Below are 19,356 nucleotides of genomic sequence, written 5' to 3' on the forward strand. Positions count from 1 at the left end.
TAAAAGCTGATGAAATCAGCGTAGTAGAGCCCACTCAACCACTGCGTCTTGCTCGACAATCCAAAAATAATTGAGAGGCTAGGACTTCTGTCCCACTCTCTTTTTTTCCTAAAAAATGTAGCAAAATCGTAAACTAACAGAAAATTGTTTGAAATGCAAAGGATTGTATATATTTATTATAATATATTTGTAGAGGCTAAATGAGCCTTCTATTGCTAGGTCCATAGAGAAGGTAATCATGGGTAAAAAAGTATAAAAATGCAAAATAGAAAGCGCTTGCAAAAGGGTTGAGAAAGGTGTAAACTGGAGATATAAAAACCAAAAATAGTGCTATTTTGTCAAAAGTAGTGCAAAAACAAAGGAGATTTGCCATGAAAAAATGGTTGTTAAAACTCTCATTGGTAGCGATGACACTTTTACTCCTACCAATTCAAGCTGTTCAAGCCTGTTGCGGTTTTATCATTGGTCGCCAATTGACCAAGGATGGGACCACTCTCTTTGGTCGGACAGAAGACTACCCTTACTATCCAAATGGTGGAAAGCACAACAAAAACTTTGTAGTTGTTGATGCGAAGAACTATAAGGAAGGGGATCAACTGGAAGACGAATCTAATGGTTTTACCTATCCACATGCTGCCAGTGAAATGAAATACACAGCGACTTATGACTCTGCTCGTGGAGATGGTAGTAACGGTGCTTTTGGTGAACATGGATTTAACGAAGCCGGCGTTTCTATGACCTCAACTGTTACAGCCATTCCAAACAAAAAAGTCTTGAAGACTGACCCATTGACAGAAAAGGGAATTCCAGAAGCTGCCATGCTTGATGTAATTTTACCTCGTGCAAAATCTGCTCGCGAAGGAATCGAATTACTTGCGAAAGTCATTGAAGAAAAAGGTTCAGCTGAGGGGAATACAGTTGTTATTGCGGACCAGAAAGAAACTTGGTACATGGAAATTCTTTCTGGACACCAATATGTAGCTGTTAAAGTTCCAGAAGATAAATATGCAGTTTTTGCCAATACCTACTACCTTGGCCATGTAAACTTGAATGACACTGAAAATGTTATTGCTTCAAAAGATGTTGAAAAAGTAGCTAAAGAATCAGGTAGTTACAAGACTGATAAAGATGGCAATTTCCATATCGCTAAATCTTATGGACCAGAAAAATATGCTGAAGGAGACCGTTCACGTACTTACGCAGGAATCACTCTTTTGGATCCAAAATCAAAAGTGACTTATGAAGATGATGAATACGAACTCTTCCGCTCACCAACAGATCCAAACAAGAAATTTACTTTGGAAGATGCCTTTGCTCTCCAACGCAACCGTTTTGAACATTTGAATGGTCGTTTTGTTCCAGACGATCAAATTGGTGTCAAGAAACAAGGGGATAATGGTAGCAACGATGCGGTTCGTAAAGACCAATACAAGTATGCTTTAGGAAACGAAAACGTCATCGATGCCCATGTTTACCAAATCAATCCAAACCTTCCAAAATCATTTGGTGGTACGTTATGGCTTGGTATGGGACCATCTCGGAACACTCCTTATGTTCCATTCTATGGTAATCTAAAAGATACTTACAAAGCCTTCAAACCTCAAACAGCAACTTATGATCCAAATTCATGGTATTGGACAGTATGGCACATTGACAACATGGCGATCAATAACCAAGATGTCTTTGGAAAATCAGTTCAAGATCACTGGAAAGCTCTTGAAAAACAATTGATTATTGAACAAGAAGCTAGTGATGCGAAATATAAAGCTTTGAAAGATAATCCGGAAGCTGCTAAAGCAGTAGAAGACGAAGTTACAGCAAATGCTCTTGCACTTTCTAAAAAACTATTTGAACACTTCAAATCTTATGAAGCAGATATGCATGCGCATTTGATTGAGTTAGGTCGTAAAGATGATCCATATCGTGCCTCTAAGCCGGATGATTACAAAGATCCAGAACCTGAAAAACCAGTTCAACCGGAGAAACCAGTAGAACCTGAAAAACCAGTTCAACCTGAAAAACCAGTAGAACCAGAAAAACCGGTTCAACCTGACAAACCAGTAGAACCTGAGAAACCAGTTCAACCTGAAAAACCAGTACAGCCAGAAAAAACTCAGCCAATTCAAACCAAAGTCAATGAAGAAGGCAATCCAAATAACCGCTTCGGTTATGCAGCTACAAAAGATAAGGAATCTTATGTTTCTACTAAAGTTGAAACATTTGTGAAACCAGAAGCAAAAGCTCAAGATCCATCCGAAGCAGTTTCAGCTGGTAATGGTGGCAATGAGAACAATCGTTTTGGTTCATCTTTTGCGAAAGCAACTGTTGAAACTTTCCCAAATACAAATTATTCTTACAATGTTCATCCTTAAACAATAAGAATAAAAAGTAAATTGGACCAAGTCCAATGAAACGAAAGAGGCCGGATTTTTATCCAGCCTCTTTTTTATAAAAAAAGACTGACCATTGTAAGGCAACAAAGCTCTCACATGATATGGCCAGTCTCTTTTGTATTCTGAGATTTGAGAATGATTAGTCTACAGTTTGTTCAGATGCTTCTAATTTTTTTCCAAGGTCGATAATATATTGTTTGAGATCATCTTTGACTTGAGGGTGTTTCAAGGCATAGTCGATCGAAGTTTTCATGAAGCCGAATTTATCACCTACATCGTAGCGTTGGCCTTTAAATTCACGGGCAAAGACTCGTTGGGTCTTATTGAGGGTATCGATTGCATCTGTCAATTGAATTTCATTGCCAGCACCTGGTTCTTGATTTGCAAGAATATCAAAGATTTCAGGAGTCAAGAGGTAGCGTCCGATAATAGCGAGATCACTTGGAGCGTCCTCTGGGTTTGGTTTTTCGACAAACGTTTCAACGCTATAAAGACCGTTAATACCTTCTCCTTGAGGTGCGATCACACCGTAAGATGAAACTTCTTCGTGAGGGACTTCCATCACAGCGATGGTTGACGCATGGGTTTCATCGTAGTCGTTCATCAATTGTTTGGTCAATGGCAAGGCATCATCATTAGTGATGTCCATCAGATCATCTCCCAACATAACGACAAAAGGCTCGTTTCCAACAAAGGCTTTGGCTTGAAGAACAGCGTCCCCTAAACCTCGAGGGTGACTTTGGCGGATGAAATGAAGATTGATCGCTGTTGTATCATTGACCAACTTGAGTAAGTCAGTCTTGCCTTTTTGCTCGAGATTGTATTCCAATTCGAAGTTAGAATCGAAATGGTCTTCGATCGAACGTTTGGCCTTCCCTGTTACGACAAGGATTTCTTCAATCCCAGATTTCAGAGCCTCTTCTACGATAAATTGGATCGTAGGTTTGTCAACGATTGGCAACATTTCCTTTGCCAAAGCTTTGGTAGCTGGGAGGAAGCGTGTCCCCAAACCAGCCGCAGGAATGACTGCTTTTCTAACTTTAGTCATATAGTTTCCTTTCTAAAAGGTAGGATTGATGATAGGGTGGTTGACTTATTTCCACTCATTTTCTTCTTTAAATTCATTGCTCATCATGTGGTGGATGGCTTCGCGGATATCTTTTCCTTCATAGATGACTTGGTAAATGGCTTGTGTAATCGGCATGTAGACATCCAATTCTTGGGCCAGCTCGTGGGCGACTTTGGTCGTAGAGATCCCTTCAATGATCATGCCCATGTTGGCTTCGATATCTTCCAATTTTTCGCCACGTCCGAGAGCATCCCCAGCTCGCCAGTTGCGAGAGTGAACAGAAGTTCCGGTAACGATCAGGTCACCAACCCCAGACAAACCACTATAGGTCAATGGGCTAGCTCCGAGCTTAACGCCAAGGCGCGTGATTTCAGCGAGACCGCGCGTGATGATGGCTGCTTTGGCATTGTCCCCATAACCAAGACCGTGCAGGGCTCCAGCTCCGACCGCGATGATATTTTTCAAGGCTCCAGCAGTTTCCACTCCGATAACATCTGTATTGGTATAGAGGCGGAAGTAGTGATTGCTAAAGAGTTCTTGAACATAGCGTGCAGCTTCTAAATCTTTTGAGGCTGCTGTAATGAGGGTGATATCCCGTACGATAGTCTCCTCTGCATGACTCGGTCCAGAAACGACCACTACTTCACTGCGAAGAGAAGCAGGGATTTCTTCTTCAAGGATTTGAGAAATCCGATCGTGTGTACCAGGTTCTAGCCCTTTAGAAGCGTGCATGACTGTGACAGGGTGATCCAGTGTTTCAGCGACTTGTTTAGCGACCAAGCGGGTCACCTTTGTAGGAACGACAAAAAGGATGGCATCCACACCGTCTAAAGCAGCTTTCAGATCAGTCGTAGCGGTAATTTGATCGCTAATAACGATATCTTTGAAATAGCGTTGATTGGTATGAGTGGTATTAATTTCATCGATTTGTTCTTGGATATTTCCCCAGAGACGGACTTCATGGCCGTTATCATTGAGGACTTGTGAAAGGGCTGTTCCCCATGAACCAGGACCCAATACTGCAACGGTTTGTTTTTCCATTGTATCTTCCATTTCTATGTCTATTTTTTCAACAAGGCTAGGAATCTAGCGCTTGCACCTTCGAAACGGCCTAATGTGTGCCTTGAAGGACGATTCTATTTTCCTCTCTATTTTAACATAATATAGGTAAAAAAACTTGTATGATCATCAATTGTTTTGTGAGGAAGGTGAGGGTGATAAATAAAATCTATCACGGTTTTAAAAAATACATATTAGACACTATCACTAATGGGTGGTAAGATAAGTAGTAGTTAAAATGAAGGAGGAATGAATATGTGCAGAACAATTGTTGGAGTATCCGCTAATCTCTGTCCGGTGGACCCGGAAGGGAAAAACCTTCATTCCTCCGTGTCTAGTCAATTTGCGGAAGGGATCCGTCAAGCAGGTGGACTTCCAATGGTCATCCCGATGGGAGACCCTTCCTTGGTTAAGGACTATGTTGAAACGATTGACAAATTGATCCTAAGTGGAGGCCAAAATGTCGATCCTAGTCTCTATGGCGAAGAAAAAACCATCGAAAGCGATGATTACAATATCGAACGGGATCAATTTGAGCTTGCCCTACTGAAGGAAGCAGTTCGCCAAAACAAACCGGTTCTAGGAATCTGCCGTGGGGTTCAGTTGATCAATGTAGCTTTTGGAGGGACACTTAACCAAGAGATTGAAGGGCATTGGCAAGGTCTTCCATTTGGGACTTCCCATTCTATCGAGACTAAAAAAGGTAGTGTGGTAGAGCAACTCTTTGGTCAGGCTAGTCAAATCAATTCCGTTCACCGTCAAAGTATCAAGGATCTTGCACCAAATTTCCGTGCAACCGCCTTTGATCCGCGTGATCACACCATCGAAGCGATTGAAGCAGTAGACGGCCATCGGATTATGGGCTTGCAGTGGCATCCAGAATACTTGGTCAATGAAGAAAAAGGAAATTTAGAACTCTTCCGTTATTTATTACAGGAATTATAAGAAAAAGAGAGGTTGGACTGGTATCAGCCTCTCTTTTAGTATGGTTATTACTATCTAGAAATAGTAAGGGTTTTGTGCTAGAATAGGAACTACAATTGGGAGGTATTGATAGAAATGAAACTTGCTAAGACAATGAACCTTAACTATTTATGGTTGCTTCTAGGTTCTTATTTTGTGGCCATGATGGTCAATCTATTGAGTTTTTCAACAAAGGAATTATTTCTAGAACTGGGTAAAGTGGGATGGACCCATACAGTGCTTGCTTTGTTCATTAGTTATCCTATTCTTTGGTTTTTGACGGAGAGTAAGAAGTATATCTGCATACAAAAATTGAATCTCTGGTTCGCGGCAGGTATCCTATTTATTTCTATTTTGAAAAGTCCGAGTCTCTTTATGTCATTGGGCCTAGTGTTGCTCTCACTGGTCTTGTTTCTATATTTTTATTTAGGAAAAGAAAAAATCGCTTATATCTTCTTAGCGGTAGATATCTTGTCTTTTCCGAAATTGTTGCTACAAACCAGTGCCAATCTTCAAGATAAGGAACTGGGAATCTTTACGTTTACGATTTCTGAATCGAAGTTGCCTACTTTGATTTGGCCAGTATTAGTAGCCGTTATCGTTGCCGTCCTGATCGGTTTTCTTCTCTCCAAGGTTTCTTTGGCTAAAGTTAATGAAACCTGGGTTCGAAGACTCACAGTGGTGACACTAATCGGTGGTATTTTCTATGTGCTCTATCTATCGATTGTTGCCTATTATAAGATTAAAGCCAATGCGGTTTCTTCCTTTGATATTGGAATCTTTTCACAGATGTTTGAGAGAATGAGACATGATTTTTCACAAGTTACCACCCTTGAAAGAGATAGGGCCTTATCGCATTTCGGAGTCCATATTTCTCCTATTTATTATTTGATCTTGCCCTTTTATATGCTATTTCCTTATGTGGAAACATTAGATATCGCTCAAACAGTGATTGTATTTTCAGCAGTTATCCCGCTTTGTTTGATTCTAAAGAAAATACAATTGCCAAAAGTCATGACGCCGCTCGTGCTTGCCCTCTTTTTTGTGACTCCGGTCATGACAACGAGTGGTGGATTCCATTTGCATGAAAATTGTTTTTTGCCTCCATTGATACTTTGGTTGTTCTACAGCCTGATTTCTCAGTGGCGTGGAAGAACTATCTTGTTCACCTTGTTGCTCCTTTTTGTGAAAGAGGATGCCTTTGTCTACGTGCTGTCCTTAGGACTTTATTTTGCTTTTCAACATCGTTTTACCTTCGAGGCTAAGTTTAAAAAGTGGTTGTATGTCAGCCTGTTTGCCTTGCCAATACTTTATTTTGCACTTGCCATGTTCCTCTTAGCAAGATATGGCGAGGGAGCTATGGTTTCTCGATACAATAATCTATTATTGAGTGGCGAAAACGGCCTCTTGATGGTTGTGAAAAATGTAGTCCTAAATCCGCTTTATGTTTTGGGAAGTTTATTTACAGCGAAAAGGCTTGGTTACCTCTTTTTGGTCCTATTTCCTTTTAGCTTTTTACCACTGATTCAGCGACGTTGGTCTACCTATTTTCTGATGCTGCCTCTTTTTCTCATTAATTTGTTGATGGATTGGCCTTACCAATATGATATTGGTTTTCAGTATAGCTATGGTTCGGTTACTCTTCTATTTTTGATGGCTTTATTGTCTATCGATCAATTAAGCAAGAACCAGTTGGCATCAGATAATGTATTGGTGGCTCTATTAGCTTCTTCCATCATTTTTTCAAGCGCCATTCTATATAGTTTCACGCATAATTGGAATTTTGAAATCCAATACTATCAAACACGCAAAGACTATTTTGATGGGCTCGAAAAGACCTTGCAGGCCATCCCTAAAGATAAAGCGGTCTTAGCAGCAGGTGGCTATACGCCAAGTCTTCGCAGCCATGAAAAATTGTATGATATTTTCTACCATAATGACAAAAAGCTTGATTCTAAGATTGACATAGTGGTAGTTCCAAGGGAAATGCAAGAGGAAAAAAATGGCTATTCTGAAACAGCCACTCTAAATCTCTATAAAGAATCAGGGTATAAAGAAAGCAACTTATCTACAAAAGATGTGTTGATTTTGGAAAAATAACTGTTTGAAAGAGGAAGAGTTACTTAGAAAAATTCAGAAGCCAAATAGCCCTTAAATATACAAAAGATGGATTTTTTGTTCAATAATCTTGACTTTCTCACTATGTTTTGCTATATTATATGCGTTGATTTATAAAAAATCAGCCTAGAAAGGGAGAAAAAATGAAAAAGTTAGCAGTTTATTTGTCAATAGTTTGTTCGCTATTGATTGTGTCATTGACACTTTTTTCTAAAACTGTACAGGCGGAAACGTCTAAAAAAGTCGATGTCATCACGGAGATCAAGATCCAAAATAGCAAAGGTGAAGAATTAGCAACCGGTCTAGGTCGTTATGACACTTTCCGTCTGAATGCAAAATTTGCTTTAGAAGGAAAAAATGTTAAAGCAGGGGATACAACTGAAGTCACTATCGATGGACCAATCGATATCAAGTCTCAGGATTTTGAAATCAACGATACAATCACTGGTAAAAAGATTGCCGATGCAAAAGTTGATGCAAAAACTGGTAAGATTGTCTTGACATTCACAGATTTCGCTCAAACGAAAAATGACGTTTCAGGTTCATTCTTCTTCTACGCTGGTGTTAACAAAGATAAATTCCCAAATGATGGTGAAGTTCCTGTTAAGGTTTCTGTTAACGGTAATGTAAAATTCAACGGTAAAGTAACAAGTACAACAGTTGGTGAAGGTAAACGTTACACAATCATCAAATCTGGTTGGGATAATGGAGATCACAAAAACCTTGGATTCCGTATCTCTGTAAACAGAACTAACGAAGCAATCAACAATGCAGTCCTTTCAGATTCAATAGCATCAGCAGGGGTTACCTACAAAGCTGGCAGTTTCAAAATCTTCAAAGGTACTTGGGTATACAGTGGTGGTAAATGGACGCTTACAAATAAACAAGACGTTACTGCTAACTATACAGTAAATGCAACAGATAAGTCATTCTCTATTGACTTTGGTAATATTTCTGCTAACGATCACTTTGCAGTAGAATATGAAGCAGTTGCTAACTATGAAACTGTTGACGGCGAACAAATTAAGAATACAGCGACAATCAAAGGTGATAACAAAGAGGAGTACCCTTCAAATAGTAAAGTAAACATCCAAATCGCTGGTGGTGAAGGTGTCGGTTACGAATTTAGCATTCAAGTGAAAAAAGTAGACGAAAACGGTGCTCCACTTAAAGGTGCGAAATTCCAAGTTATCCGTGCAACTAACCAAGATATCATTGGTGAGTTTGAGTCAGATGCTAATGGTGAATTCACTGTTAAGAACATCTTGCGTGACAAATACATCATTAAAGAAGTTAAAGCTCCAGAAGGTTATGAGTTGGCAGCTGATACTGTAGTTGAAGCTGGTGAATTCAAAACACCAAAAGCTCCTGTAGCTAAGAATATTGTAGACCAAAAAACAACTACAACTACAACAACTACAACAACCACCACGACTACAACAACCACAACAACTACTGCAGAACCAACGACAACGACAACAACTACTGCAGAGCCAACAACAACAACGACGACTACTGCAGAGCCAACGACAACCACAACGACGACTACTGCAGAGCCAACGACAACCACAACGACTACTGCAGAGCCAACGACAACCACAACGACTACTGCAGAGCCGACGACTACTACAACTACGACAACAGAAGAGCCGACGACTACTACAACCACGACAACAGAAGAGCCGACGACTACAACAACCACGACAACAGAAGAGCCGACGACTACTACAACTACGACAACAGAAGAGCCGACGACTACTACAACCACAACAACAGAAGAGCCGACGACTACTTCAACTACGACAACAGAAGAGCCGACGACTACTACAACTACAACAACAGAAGAGCCGACGACTACTTCAACCACAACAACAGGAGAGTCAACGACTACTACGACTACTGTAGAGCCAACGACGACAACAACGACTACTGCAGAACCAACCACCACCACCACCACAACAACAACTCCAGAGAAACCGGTGACTCCAGGAAATGAAGAATCAACAACGACGACCACGACTGGAAAACCAGGACCAAAAGGTGGAAACAATGGAGGAGGGCGTAAAGTGCTTCTTCCTAATACAGGTGAAGTTGCAGCAACTGGATTTGTATTCTCAGGAGCATTTGTGTTAGCAGGTGCAGTCGTATTGAAACGAAAATTGTCTATTAAATAAGCAATGAGTTTCTATATAAGGGGAGAGCATAAGCTCTCTCTTTTTTGGGAATGTATTATGGAGAAAAAGGGATGAAATTATCAATCTTAATAACCCTCTTGAATGAGGAGCTAGTACTTCCTCAAACCCATCGTGAAATTTCTAATCAGCTTGAGAAAATGTTAGGAAAAGAGCTCTCTGATTATGAAATTCTCTATATCGATGATGGAAGTAGTGACAAAACCTTTGAGTTGATTGAAGAATTTGCAAGAGAAAACGACCGCATCAAATATATCCGTTTCAGTCGAAATTTTGGACGAGAGAGTGGCATCTTGGCTGGTTTTAAATATGCCAGTGGGGATGCGGTGATGGTCATGGATGGGGATCTCCAGCATCCACCATACTTGATTCCCTTATTCTTAGAAGCTTATAATGAAGGCTATGATATTGTTAGTGGCCAACGAACTCGTGAAGGGGAATCTTTTGTAGGAAGTTCCTTTGCACGTTTGTTTTACTTCTTGTCAAACCGCTCCATGGATGTTCACCTAACAGACGGGAAATCGGAATTAAGACTGCTTAGCCGAAAAGCGATGGAAGCCTTTGTGTCAATGCCAGAGTACAATCGTTTTAATAAAGGTTTGTATGAATGGATTGGTTTCAAAGAGAAAGTAATTCCTTATAAGAATGAAACCCGTAAGGCTGGAAAGAGCAAGTTTGGTTTTAAGAAATCTATGAATTATGCCATTCAAGGAATTATTTCTTTTAACGATCGTCCTCTCCGTGTTTGTATTCAATTCGGTTTTATCTGTTTAGGGCTGGCTCTTTTATATCTAGTTTTTGAGTTGATGAAATATATCTTCGCTGCTGGGAATTATGTGAGTGGTTATTTCACAACGATTGCGGCTATTATATTATTTAGTGGAGTTCAACTCATCTTCATCGGGATTCTTGGAGAGTATATTGGAAAGATCTATTACGAAGTGAAGCGTCGTCCTCATTTCATCATTGAAGAGACCAATATCGAACAAGCGAAGAAAAATCATATCGGCTAAAGAAGATAGGAGAAAACATGTTAATCTGGTTCATGCGTTGGCAAGAGTTTTGGAAAAAGCATCCAAAGAAAGTTCTCTATGCTGCAAGTGCCCTGCTCCCAATGACCATTATGCTGGTTGTGTGGGCTTTTATAGGAATGTATCCTTTTGGGAGTAAGAGTCTGATGGCTGTTGACTTTGGACAGCAATATATCAGTTTCTTTGGCTTGCTAAAAAATGCCATCTTGACGGGGGATCTATCTAGTTTGAGTTATTCTTTCACCAAGTCTCTTGGTGGAGATATGATCGGTGTGCTCGGCTACTATTTAATGAGTCCCTTCAACATCATCTACATTCTAGCTCCCCTCAAATATTTTGGGGCAGCAGTATTTTTAACCATTTGGCTCCGCTACGGGGCAATCGGTCTATCCTTTGCTTTCCTTTTAATCAAGCGCTACAAAGGATTAGAATCTAGAAAATGGTTGGTTCCATTATTCTCGACGGCTTATGCCTTGTCAGGGATGTTGGTTTCCTATCAAATGAACGTCATCTTCTATGATGCCATGATCATGCTGCCAATTGTGATTGTGTATTTGGAAGAATTATTAGATGGGAAATCTCCTTATCGCTATGCTTTTGCTTTAGGATTAACGGTCTTGCTTCAGTTTTACATGGGCTATATGATCTCCATTTTCATCGCTCTGTATGCCTGCTACTATGTATCACCAAGATTGCTGATTGAGGGAGATCTAAAGGCAAAGATTAAAAACTTTAGTATCCCTTTGTTGCAAGCAGTGATCTATTCGATTATTGGGATTGCGACAGCCTCAGTCTTGCTCTTGCCAGTATTTTTCAACCTGATTGAAAGTAAGGGGCAAGTTGGCGGAGGCATGAGCTTCTCATTTGCTTTCCAAATTAACCCTTTGGATATTCTTGCTAAGTTAGTTGTTGGTGGCTTTGATACAACATCAGGATGGTCAGCGGGTCCCAACCTTCCCAATATTTATATTGGAGCGCTTGGCTTTCTTGGATTTATCTTTTATTTCCTATCGCAAAAAGTTGGAAAAGCCAAAAAATGGGCTGCAGGGATTGTTACCCTCATTTTCCTGATTTCCTTTGTCAATGAATTTGTCAGTAAGATATGGCATATGGGACAAAACCCAGCCGGTTTCTTCTTCCGTTTTTCTTGGCTGTTTTCATTCTTTATGCTAGTCCTTGCTTATCAAGCGATGAAGCAGAAGATCGTTATTTCCAAACGAACCAACTGCATCATCGGTTTGGGCTTGCTCTTGTCGGTAGTCTATCTCTATTTCCATCAGTATAGTTTTATCTCAAAGACTCAACCGCAAGCGATCAGCCGTTTCCTCTCCAAGTTCTCTATTCTAGGTGTTCTGGGAATAGCAGCGGTGACCTGCTTCATCTTCTATGCGTATTGGGAAAAATCTCAGAAGAGTCAATTGGAAAAAATAATCCGAATGGCTCTAGCAGCGGTCATCTTAGTGTTGGCTGCAGTCTTGTTAAAGACAGGCTATCTCTTGTCGCAAGTGGGGATTACAGCGATGCTCTACTTGAGCATTCTCTTTATCCTAAACTTTAAGATCTCACGTTTATCCATGATTGTCGTATCAGTACTGACAATCTTTGAGTTTGGCTATAATGCCTATTTGTCCCAAGTAACATTTGGGTATGATGATGTGCACAAGTTTGCAGATGCGACCGTTTCAGTCAAGCGTGTGACAGACAATATCCAAGAAAATGCAGATCAAAAATTCTATCGGATTGCCACAGATTTTGCCTATTCCAGAACAGTTCCTTCTTTGGTGTCCTATCCAGGCTTAAGTACCTTTAGCTCAAGTTTGGAACGTAGCACCATGGATCACTTTGCTTTCATGGGAGATCTGGGTGTCAATGCGGCGACTCAATATTCAAATGGGACACCTTTGACAGATGCTTTATATGGTGTTCGTTACTTTATGAGTGCCAAGGATTTTGATCCCAAAGAGATTGAAGCCCATCCAGATAAGATGTACTTTTATCGATTTACAGACCGCTTTGATCTGCATCGCTATTTCACAGACAAGGTCTATGAGGACAAGCGTTATGTCGTCTATAAGAATCCAAATTCCTTCCCACTTGCATACGGGACGAACAGTCTGGTAAGGAATATTCAATTTGGTGCCAATAATGCCTTTGCCAACCAGAATATTATTTTGAACTCCATGGAGGGACATCAAAAGGCCAATAATGATACCGTTGAGTACTTTAAACCCTTGGCGTTCAGCTCGATCGAGACCGAAAATGTGATTGAAGAAAAGGTCAATAAGGAAACGGGAGAAGCCATCTATAAGAGAGCGGATTCGTCAAAAGATGCCATTATTCGTTATAAGGTCACTCCACGTACCAATTACACCTATTATTTCTTTACTCCTGTATCTTTGATCCAAAACCAAGATTACTCGGTTTTACTCAATAATAAATGGTTGCTCAATGCTAAAATTTTCACGCAAAGACAAATTTGGCAGTTGACAGATCAAACTGAAAACCAAGAAACTGTTATTGAATTTAGATTTAGAACAGATCACATCGATATGAGCAATGCAGGTGTTTATCGCGCTGACGTTGATCAAATTCAACAGGTATTAGAAAACCGTAAGAAACAAGGTTTACATGTAACCAAGTTTTCAAATACCCATATTGTTGGTGATGTGTCTATTACAGATGATAGTAACTATATGATGACTTCCATTCCATACAGCGATGGCTGGAAAGTGAAAGTGGATGGGAAGTTTGTCAAAACTGAAAAAGCATGGAATGCATTCTTATCGTTCCCAATCTCAAAGGGAAATCATAAGGTTGAATTCGTCTTTAGACAAAAAGGAGTGATCCTGGGTGCCTTGCTATCTATTGTTTCCGTTGCTTACCTCGTCATTCAAATGAGAAGAAGTAGAAGTGATGAAGAACAATAGGATTTAAGGAAATCAAAAATAGTTATCAACACAAAAAGAGAGTGGGACAGAAATCGGACATTCGTTAGAATTCGATTTCGTCGTCCCACCTCCGCACAGTTGAGTAGGGCTGTAAAGCTGATGAAATCAGCGTAGTAGAGCCCACTCAACCACTGCGTCTTGCTCGACAATCGAAAAACAATTAAGAGGCTAGGACTTTTGTCCCAGCCTCTTTTTTATATGATCCGCACATGCGAACGATTAGTTATTAGAAATCTTGCGTTTCAAGATGACGGCTCCTGATAGGATGGCAACGCCGATCAAGATAACACCAGTAGCGACTGCTTCACCTGTTTTCGGAAGGAATGTCTTGCGACCTCCGTTTGAAGTTGTGGTGCCAGAATCACCTGGGTTACCAGGTTTGGTCGTATTCGTTGTTGGCCCCTCTGACGTTGTTGTAGTGGTTGTCGTTGTCGACGTAGGTTTTGGACCTTCCGTCGTCGTTGTTGTAGTTGTTGGCTCTTGAGTCGTCGTTGTTGTAGTTGTTGGCTCTTGAGTCGTCGTTGTTGTAGTTGTTGGCTCTTGAGTCGTTGTTGTTGTAGTTGTTGGCTCTTGAGTCGTTGTTGTTGTAGTTGTTGACTCTGGAGTTGTTGTAGTGGTAGTAGGAGTAGGTTCCTCAGTTGTTGTCGTAGTCGTCGTCGGCTCTTGAGTTGTCGTCGTAGTGGTTGTTGGCTCTTGAGTCGTTGTAGACGTAGTTGTTGTAGTCGTTGTAGTCGTTGTTTCTTCCTTCGGATTCACAATCGTTTTCGTTACTGAATGATCAGCACCAAAATCTTCAACATTAACTACAGTATCAGCTTCTTTAATGATATGACCTGAAGGGGCTTCAATTTCAGTTAAGATATATTTATCTTTTAAGAGTTTTCCAACAGCAATATTACCATTTTCGTCTGATTCAAACTCACCGATAACTTGATTATTAGCTTGACGAACAACTCTAAACTTAGCACCTTTAAGTGGTTGGTTAGCATCATCGACTTTATGGATGTTGATTGAGTAGACATAACCAACACCAGCACCACCAGCAATTTGAACGGCAGCAGCATTCGTTACATTTTTGCTTTCAATACCTAGACCTTTAAGAGTTGCTTCATTTTTCAAGACCTCTCCGTCGGCTGGATCATAATTTAAACGAACTTTATAATCAATACGATATTGGTCATTTTCAGTAACATCACCTAAATCGATAACAAATGATCGACCATCTTCGCTAATGGTAATCTTATGTTGGTCTGTTACATCAACTCTATCAGAGAATACCCATTCACCAGTATCATAAGAGAATTTACCTTTAATAATTTTAATGCTATCTTTATCGTAAGAAGCATTTGTAAATTGCAAGTGATCTTCGATTGTAACATTCTTAACATTTTGTTTTGTACGATTGACAGAAATCGTGTATTGGATTTCCTTTTTGTCCCCTTCGTTTACCCAACTAGTCTTTGATAGAAGAAAAGGATTTCCGTCGCCGACACCAGTAAATGAAACTTTACCAGCAATTTTTGTCTCCCTATTAATGGTGATTTCTATTGGAACCTCACCTTTTTGTGGGTGTTTTTTGAAATCGATACGAGCGTAAAAGAAGAATGATCCGCTTGTATCTGAATGTTTTTCAACATAATCTGTATAGGTAATTGTAATGGATTTATTATCTGGGTTTACTTTAGCATTTGCGATAACTTCCTTCGTATTTATATCAAGAATTTGAAACGAACTTGAAGTAATCATCAAAGCATCTGGAACAGTAATTACAGTTGAATCTCCTGCTTTAACATTTTTTCCAGACAAATCATAATCAGCGTTGATTCGGAAGGTTGCCCACTGTTTTAAGTCCCAGTTGAGTTCTCCTCCTTCGTTATTAGATACTTTAACATTTTGGATTGTATCCACGAATTTACCAGTAACGGTTACTTCGGGTGTCTCGGCTGATGTTTTGGTCAGGTTAAGAGTGAAGAGAACCGTTAATAAAGTAAGGATAAATGCAAAAATTTTGACATTTTTTTTCTTATCCATTTGATCTACTCCTTTTTTCATAAAAATCCTATTCCCATGAAACAATATGGCCAAACTGGTTGAGATCTGTATCCGCTCCGTAAGATCTCAAGTTTCCAAATTAAATCTTGAGAAAGACCTCCATATATTTGTTTTAGCAAGAAAAATATTTTAGTTTTAAAATTATTCCCTACAAAGGGAATTATAGCAAAAATGATGAGTAGCTTCAAGCTAAAAAGGGCGATTTTTGGCATAAATCATATAATAAAATATATTTTCATTAACTTACTATAATTTTCAGAAAGCATACGCGAAACTATCAATAATTATCCAAAAAAACTAAAAAAATACGAATAGTAGTATAGGGGAGACGCTAGGCCAAAGTGATGGTATAATAGAAGAGATAGAAACTATTTAGAATGAAAGAGGAATTATGATGACAAAAATTCGTGGATTTGAACTTGTATCAAGCTATACCAATCAGGACTTGCTGCCAAAACGGGAGACAGCGCATGCGGCTGGCTACGACTTAAAGGTAGCAGAGCGTACGGTGATTGCACCAGGGGAAATTGTCCTCGTTCCAACTGGAGTCAAGGCCTATATGCAAGCGGGTGAAGTGCTTTATCTTTACGATCGCTCGTCCAACCCTCGCAAAAAAGGCCTGGTCTTGATCAACTCTGTGGGGGTCATTGATGGAGACTACTATGGCAATCCAGGAAATGAAGGCCATATCTTTGCTCAGATGAAAAATATTACCGACCAGGAAGTTGTTCTTGAAGTTGGTGAACGTGTGGTTCAGGCTGTCTTTGCACCATTCTTGATTGCCGATGGAGATGAAGCAGACGGCGTGCGTACTGGTGGATTTGGTTCGACAGGGAAATAGAGGAATAAAATGGCAGACTATTTATTAGTTGTAGACATGCAGTCAGATTATGTTGCTGTAGGAAAAGCATATCATGAAGAACTGACTGCAGCTGTAAATGACAAAATTGCTACCTATCCTAGCGAACGAGTTATCTATATTCTCAATCGTTTTTTCTGGGAGAGAAAAGATAGAAAGAAGAAATTTACGACCGGCTTGCTGGTTGTATCTTCTCGTATTTTTGAGAAGCGTCGAGCTTCTTGCTTTACTAATCCAGATTTAAAAGAGTTTTTAGAGGGAAATGGTGCTAAAAGCTTAGAGTTTATAGGGGTAGATGGCAATGGCTGTGTCAAGGCTTCCGTTTTGGCAGCTACCAAGGAGAATTATCAGGTTTCTGTCGATTTGTCTGCTGTCGGCGTTGCCAAACAGAAGAAATTTCAAAATACATTGTATAAGTGGCATTCTGTCGGAGTAACCGTAGAAGGAGAATTATTATAGCTAAGAAAAAAACGACATTTATTTGTCAAAATTGTGCTTATAACTCACCCAAATACCTAGGGCGCTGTCCTAACTGTGGTTCTTGGTCTTCCTTTGTCGAGGAGGTCGAGGTCGCAGAGGTCAAGAATGCACGAGTGTCCTTGACGGGTGAAAAGACCAAACCCATGAAACTGGCGGATGTGACCTCCATCAATGTCCATCGGACCAAGACGGAGATGGAAGAATTCAACCGCGTCCTTGGAGGTGGTGTCGTCCCAGGAAGTCTGGTCCTCATCGGGGGAGATCCAGGGATTGGGAAATCGACCCTGCTCCTTCAAGTATCGACCCAGCTGTCTCAAGTGGGAACGGTTCTCTACGTTAGTGGCGAGGAATCGGCTCAGCAGATCAAACTTCGAGCAGAGCGCTTGGGAGATATCGACAGTGAGTTTTATCTCTATGCTGAGACCAATATGCAGAGCGTGCGAGCAGAAGTAGAGCGTATCCAACCTAACTTCCTCATCATCGACTCTATCCAGACCATTATGTCTCCTGAGATTTCAGGGGTCCAGGGATCCGTTTCTCAGGTGCGGGAAGTGACGGCAGAGCTCATGCAGCTGGCAAAGACCAATAACATCGCTATCTTCATCGTCGGCCATGTGACCAAAGAAGGAACCTTGGCTGGTCCGCGTATGTTAGAGCATATGGTGGACACGGTGCTCTACTTTGAAGGCGAACGCCACCATACCTTCCGAATCCTGAGAGCGGTCAAGAACCGCTTTGGCTCCACCAATGAGATTGGGATTTTTGAGATGCAGTCAGGTGGCTTGGTTGAGGTTCTCAATCCGAGTCAAGTTTTCCTAGAAGAGCGTTTAGACGGTGCGACTGGTTCGTCCATCGTAGTGACTATGGAGGGGACGCGTCCTATTCTTGCAGAGGTTCAGGCCTTGGTAACACCGACTATGTTTGGAAATGCCAAGAGAACTACAACAGGCCTTGATTTCAATCGTGCTAGCTTGATTATGGCTGTTTTGGAGAAACGGGCAGGTTTGCTTCTCCAAAATCAGGATGCTTATCTCAAATCAGCTGGTGGTGTCAAATTAGATGAACCTGCTATTGACCTGGCTGTTGCAGTTGCTATTGCCTCGAGCTATAAGGACAAGCCAACCAACCCGCAAGAGTGTTTCGTTGGAGAGTTGGGCTTGACCGGAGAAGTCCGCCGAGTCAATCGGATCGAACAACGGATCAATGAAGCTGCTAAGCTCGGTTTTACCAAGATTTATGTGCCTAAAAATTCTCTGACGGGGATCACGACACCATCAGGTATCCAAGTGGTCGGTGTGAGTACACTAGCTGAAGTCTTGAAGAAAGTATTTTAATAGAAGAAAAGAGGCTGGGACGAAAGTCCTAGCCTCTCAATTGATTTTGGATTGTCGAACAAGATGCAGTGGTTGAGTGGGCTCTACTACGCTGATTTCATCAGCTTTTACAGCTCTGTTCAACTGTGCGGAGGTAGGACGACGAAATCGAATACTAACGAATTACCGATTTCTGTCCCACTCTCTTTTTTCAGATGTGACAGATAACGGGAGATCCTCTCTGACAGAAATAGCGAGATGTGGTAAAATAATAGATGATTTGAATTTCAAAGGAACAAAGGAGAGACCATGTCTTATTTTGATAATTTTTTAACAGCCAACCAAGCTTATGTGGCGTTGCATGGAGACCTCCGTCTTCCGATTAAGCCCAAAACACAAGTCGCCATCGTGACCTGTATGGATTCCCGCCTTCACGTGGCACCAGCACTGGGCCTGGCTCTTGGAGATGCCCATATTTTGCGGAATGCTGGAGGGCGCGTGACAGATGACATGATCCGCTCCTTGGTTATTTCCCAGCAACAGATGGGAACCCGCGAAATCGTCGTCTTGCACCATACAGACTGTGGCGCACAAACCTTTGAAAACGAAGCTTTCCGGCAGCATCTAAAGAAAGAACTGGGAGTAGATGTGGGAGAGCGCGACTTCCTCCCCTTTCAAGACATTGAAGAGAGTGTCCGTGAAGATATGGAGCTTTTAAAAGCTTCCCCTTTGATTCCAGAGGATGTAGTGATTTCAGGAGCTGTGTATGATGTGGATACCGGATTGATCTCCGAAGTGAAATAAAGAAGAGTTCAAGAAAACAAAACGACTTTGTTTTCTTGAACTCTTTTTAATTGGTGTGAAAAAATTGAACCGGCT

General features: G+C 40.8%; 13 protein-coding genes. 10 read left to right on the top strand and 3 right to left on the bottom strand.

Features of this window, described 5'->3' with window-relative positions:
• Window positions 1–371 precede the first annotated feature (371 nt).
• Window positions 372–2,372 carry a C69 family dipeptidase gene (locus P5Y91_RS10075; protein ID WP_277839389.1) on the top strand — a complete coding sequence of 667 codons (2,001 nt, stop codon included), beginning with the start codon at window positions 372–374 and terminating at the stop codon, window positions 2,370–2,372.
• Window positions 2,373–2,532: 160 nt separating this feature from the next.
• Here the strand turns inward: P5Y91_RS10075 and galU are convergent, their stop codons facing one another.
• Both galU and P5Y91_RS10085 read right to left on the bottom strand, forming a co-directional pair.
• Complete coding sequence (galU, locus tag P5Y91_RS10080) at window positions 2,533–3,441, bottom strand: UTP--glucose-1-phosphate uridylyltransferase GalU (RefSeq protein ID WP_201090173.1); 909 nt, start codon at window positions 3,439–3,441, stop codon at window positions 2,533–2,535.
• A gap of 45 nt (window positions 3,442–3,486) precedes the next feature.
• Entirely contained in the window at window positions 3,487–4,503 is a 1,017-nt protein-coding gene (locus P5Y91_RS10085; RefSeq protein WP_118227777.1) for an NAD(P)H-dependent glycerol-3-phosphate dehydrogenase, read from the bottom strand.
• A gap of 273 nt (window positions 4,504–4,776) precedes the next feature.
• Here P5Y91_RS10085 and P5Y91_RS10090 point away from each other — a divergent pair, with 273 nt between their 5' ends.
• The 5 genes from P5Y91_RS10090 to pgfM1 all read left to right on the top strand — a co-directional run bounded on the left by P5Y91_RS10090 (window position 4,777) and on the right by pgfM1 (window position 13,752).
• Window positions 4,777–5,466 carry a gamma-glutamyl-gamma-aminobutyrate hydrolase family protein gene (locus P5Y91_RS10090; protein ID WP_277839390.1) on the top strand — a complete coding sequence of 230 codons (690 nt, stop codon included), beginning with the start codon at window positions 4,777–4,779 and terminating at the stop codon, window positions 5,464–5,466.
• A 114-nt stretch (window positions 5,467–5,580) separates the two neighbouring features.
• Complete coding sequence (locus tag P5Y91_RS10095; protein WP_277839391.1) at window positions 5,581–7,584, top strand: DUF2079 domain-containing protein; 2,004 nt, start codon at window positions 5,581–5,583, stop codon at window positions 7,582–7,584.
• 161 nt (window positions 7,585–7,745) lie between these two features.
• A complete protein-coding gene (locus tag P5Y91_RS10100; protein WP_277839392.1) occupies window positions 7,746–9,776 on the top strand; it encodes an Ig-like domain-containing protein in 2,031 nt (676 codons plus the stop codon).
• 71 nt (window positions 9,777–9,847) lie between these two features.
• A complete protein-coding gene (pgfS, locus tag P5Y91_RS10105) occupies window positions 9,848–10,807 on the top strand; it encodes a glycosyltransferase PgfS (protein ID WP_118228475.1) in 960 nt (319 codons plus the stop codon).
• Between the two features lie 17 nt (window positions 10,808–10,824).
• Window positions 10,825–13,752 carry a glycosyltransferase PgfM1 gene (gene pgfM1 / locus P5Y91_RS10110; protein ID WP_277839393.1) on the top strand — a complete coding sequence of 976 codons (2,928 nt, stop codon included), beginning with the start codon at window positions 10,825–10,827 and terminating at the stop codon, window positions 13,750–13,752.
• A gap of 240 nt (window positions 13,753–13,992) precedes the next feature.
• Here pgfM1 and P5Y91_RS10115 read toward each other — a convergent pair whose 3' ends face one another.
• The gene (locus tag P5Y91_RS10115; RefSeq protein WP_277839395.1) at window positions 13,993–15,804 is read right to left on the bottom strand and encodes an LPXTG cell wall anchor domain-containing protein; all 1,812 of its coding nucleotides are present in this window, start codon (window positions 15,802–15,804) and stop codon (window positions 13,993–13,995) included.
• A 415-nt stretch (window positions 15,805–16,219) separates the two neighbouring features.
• On the opposite strand from P5Y91_RS10115, the gene P5Y91_RS10120 reads away from it, so the two are divergent.
• The 4 genes from P5Y91_RS10120 to P5Y91_RS10135 all read left to right on the top strand — a co-directional run bounded on the left by P5Y91_RS10120 (window position 16,220) and on the right by P5Y91_RS10135 (window position 19,281).
• On the top strand, window positions 16,220–16,666 hold the full coding sequence (locus P5Y91_RS10120; protein WP_023919767.1) for a dUTP diphosphatase: 447 nt from the start codon (window positions 16,220–16,222) through the stop codon (window positions 16,664–16,666).
• A 9-nt stretch (window positions 16,667–16,675) separates the two neighbouring features.
• A complete protein-coding gene (locus P5Y91_RS10125; protein WP_277839397.1) occupies window positions 16,676–17,143 on the top strand; it encodes an isochorismatase family protein in 468 nt (155 codons plus the stop codon).
• A gap of 20 nt (window positions 17,144–17,163) precedes the next feature.
• Entirely contained in the window at window positions 17,164–18,498 is a 1,335-nt protein-coding gene (gene radA / locus P5Y91_RS10130; RefSeq protein WP_254733271.1) for a DNA repair protein RadA, read from the top strand.
• Window positions 18,499–18,786: 288 nt separating this feature from the next.
• Window positions 18,787–19,281, top strand: a complete 495-nt coding sequence (locus tag P5Y91_RS10135) for a beta-class carbonic anhydrase (protein ID WP_049491763.1) — start codon at window positions 18,787–18,789, stop codon at window positions 19,279–19,281.
• Window positions 19,282–19,356: the final 75 nt, after the last annotated feature.

This window comes from Streptococcus taoyuanensis, assembly GCF_029589235.1.
Classification (GTDB): Bacteria; Bacillota; Bacilli; order Lactobacillales; family Streptococcaceae; genus Streptococcus; species Streptococcus taoyuanensis.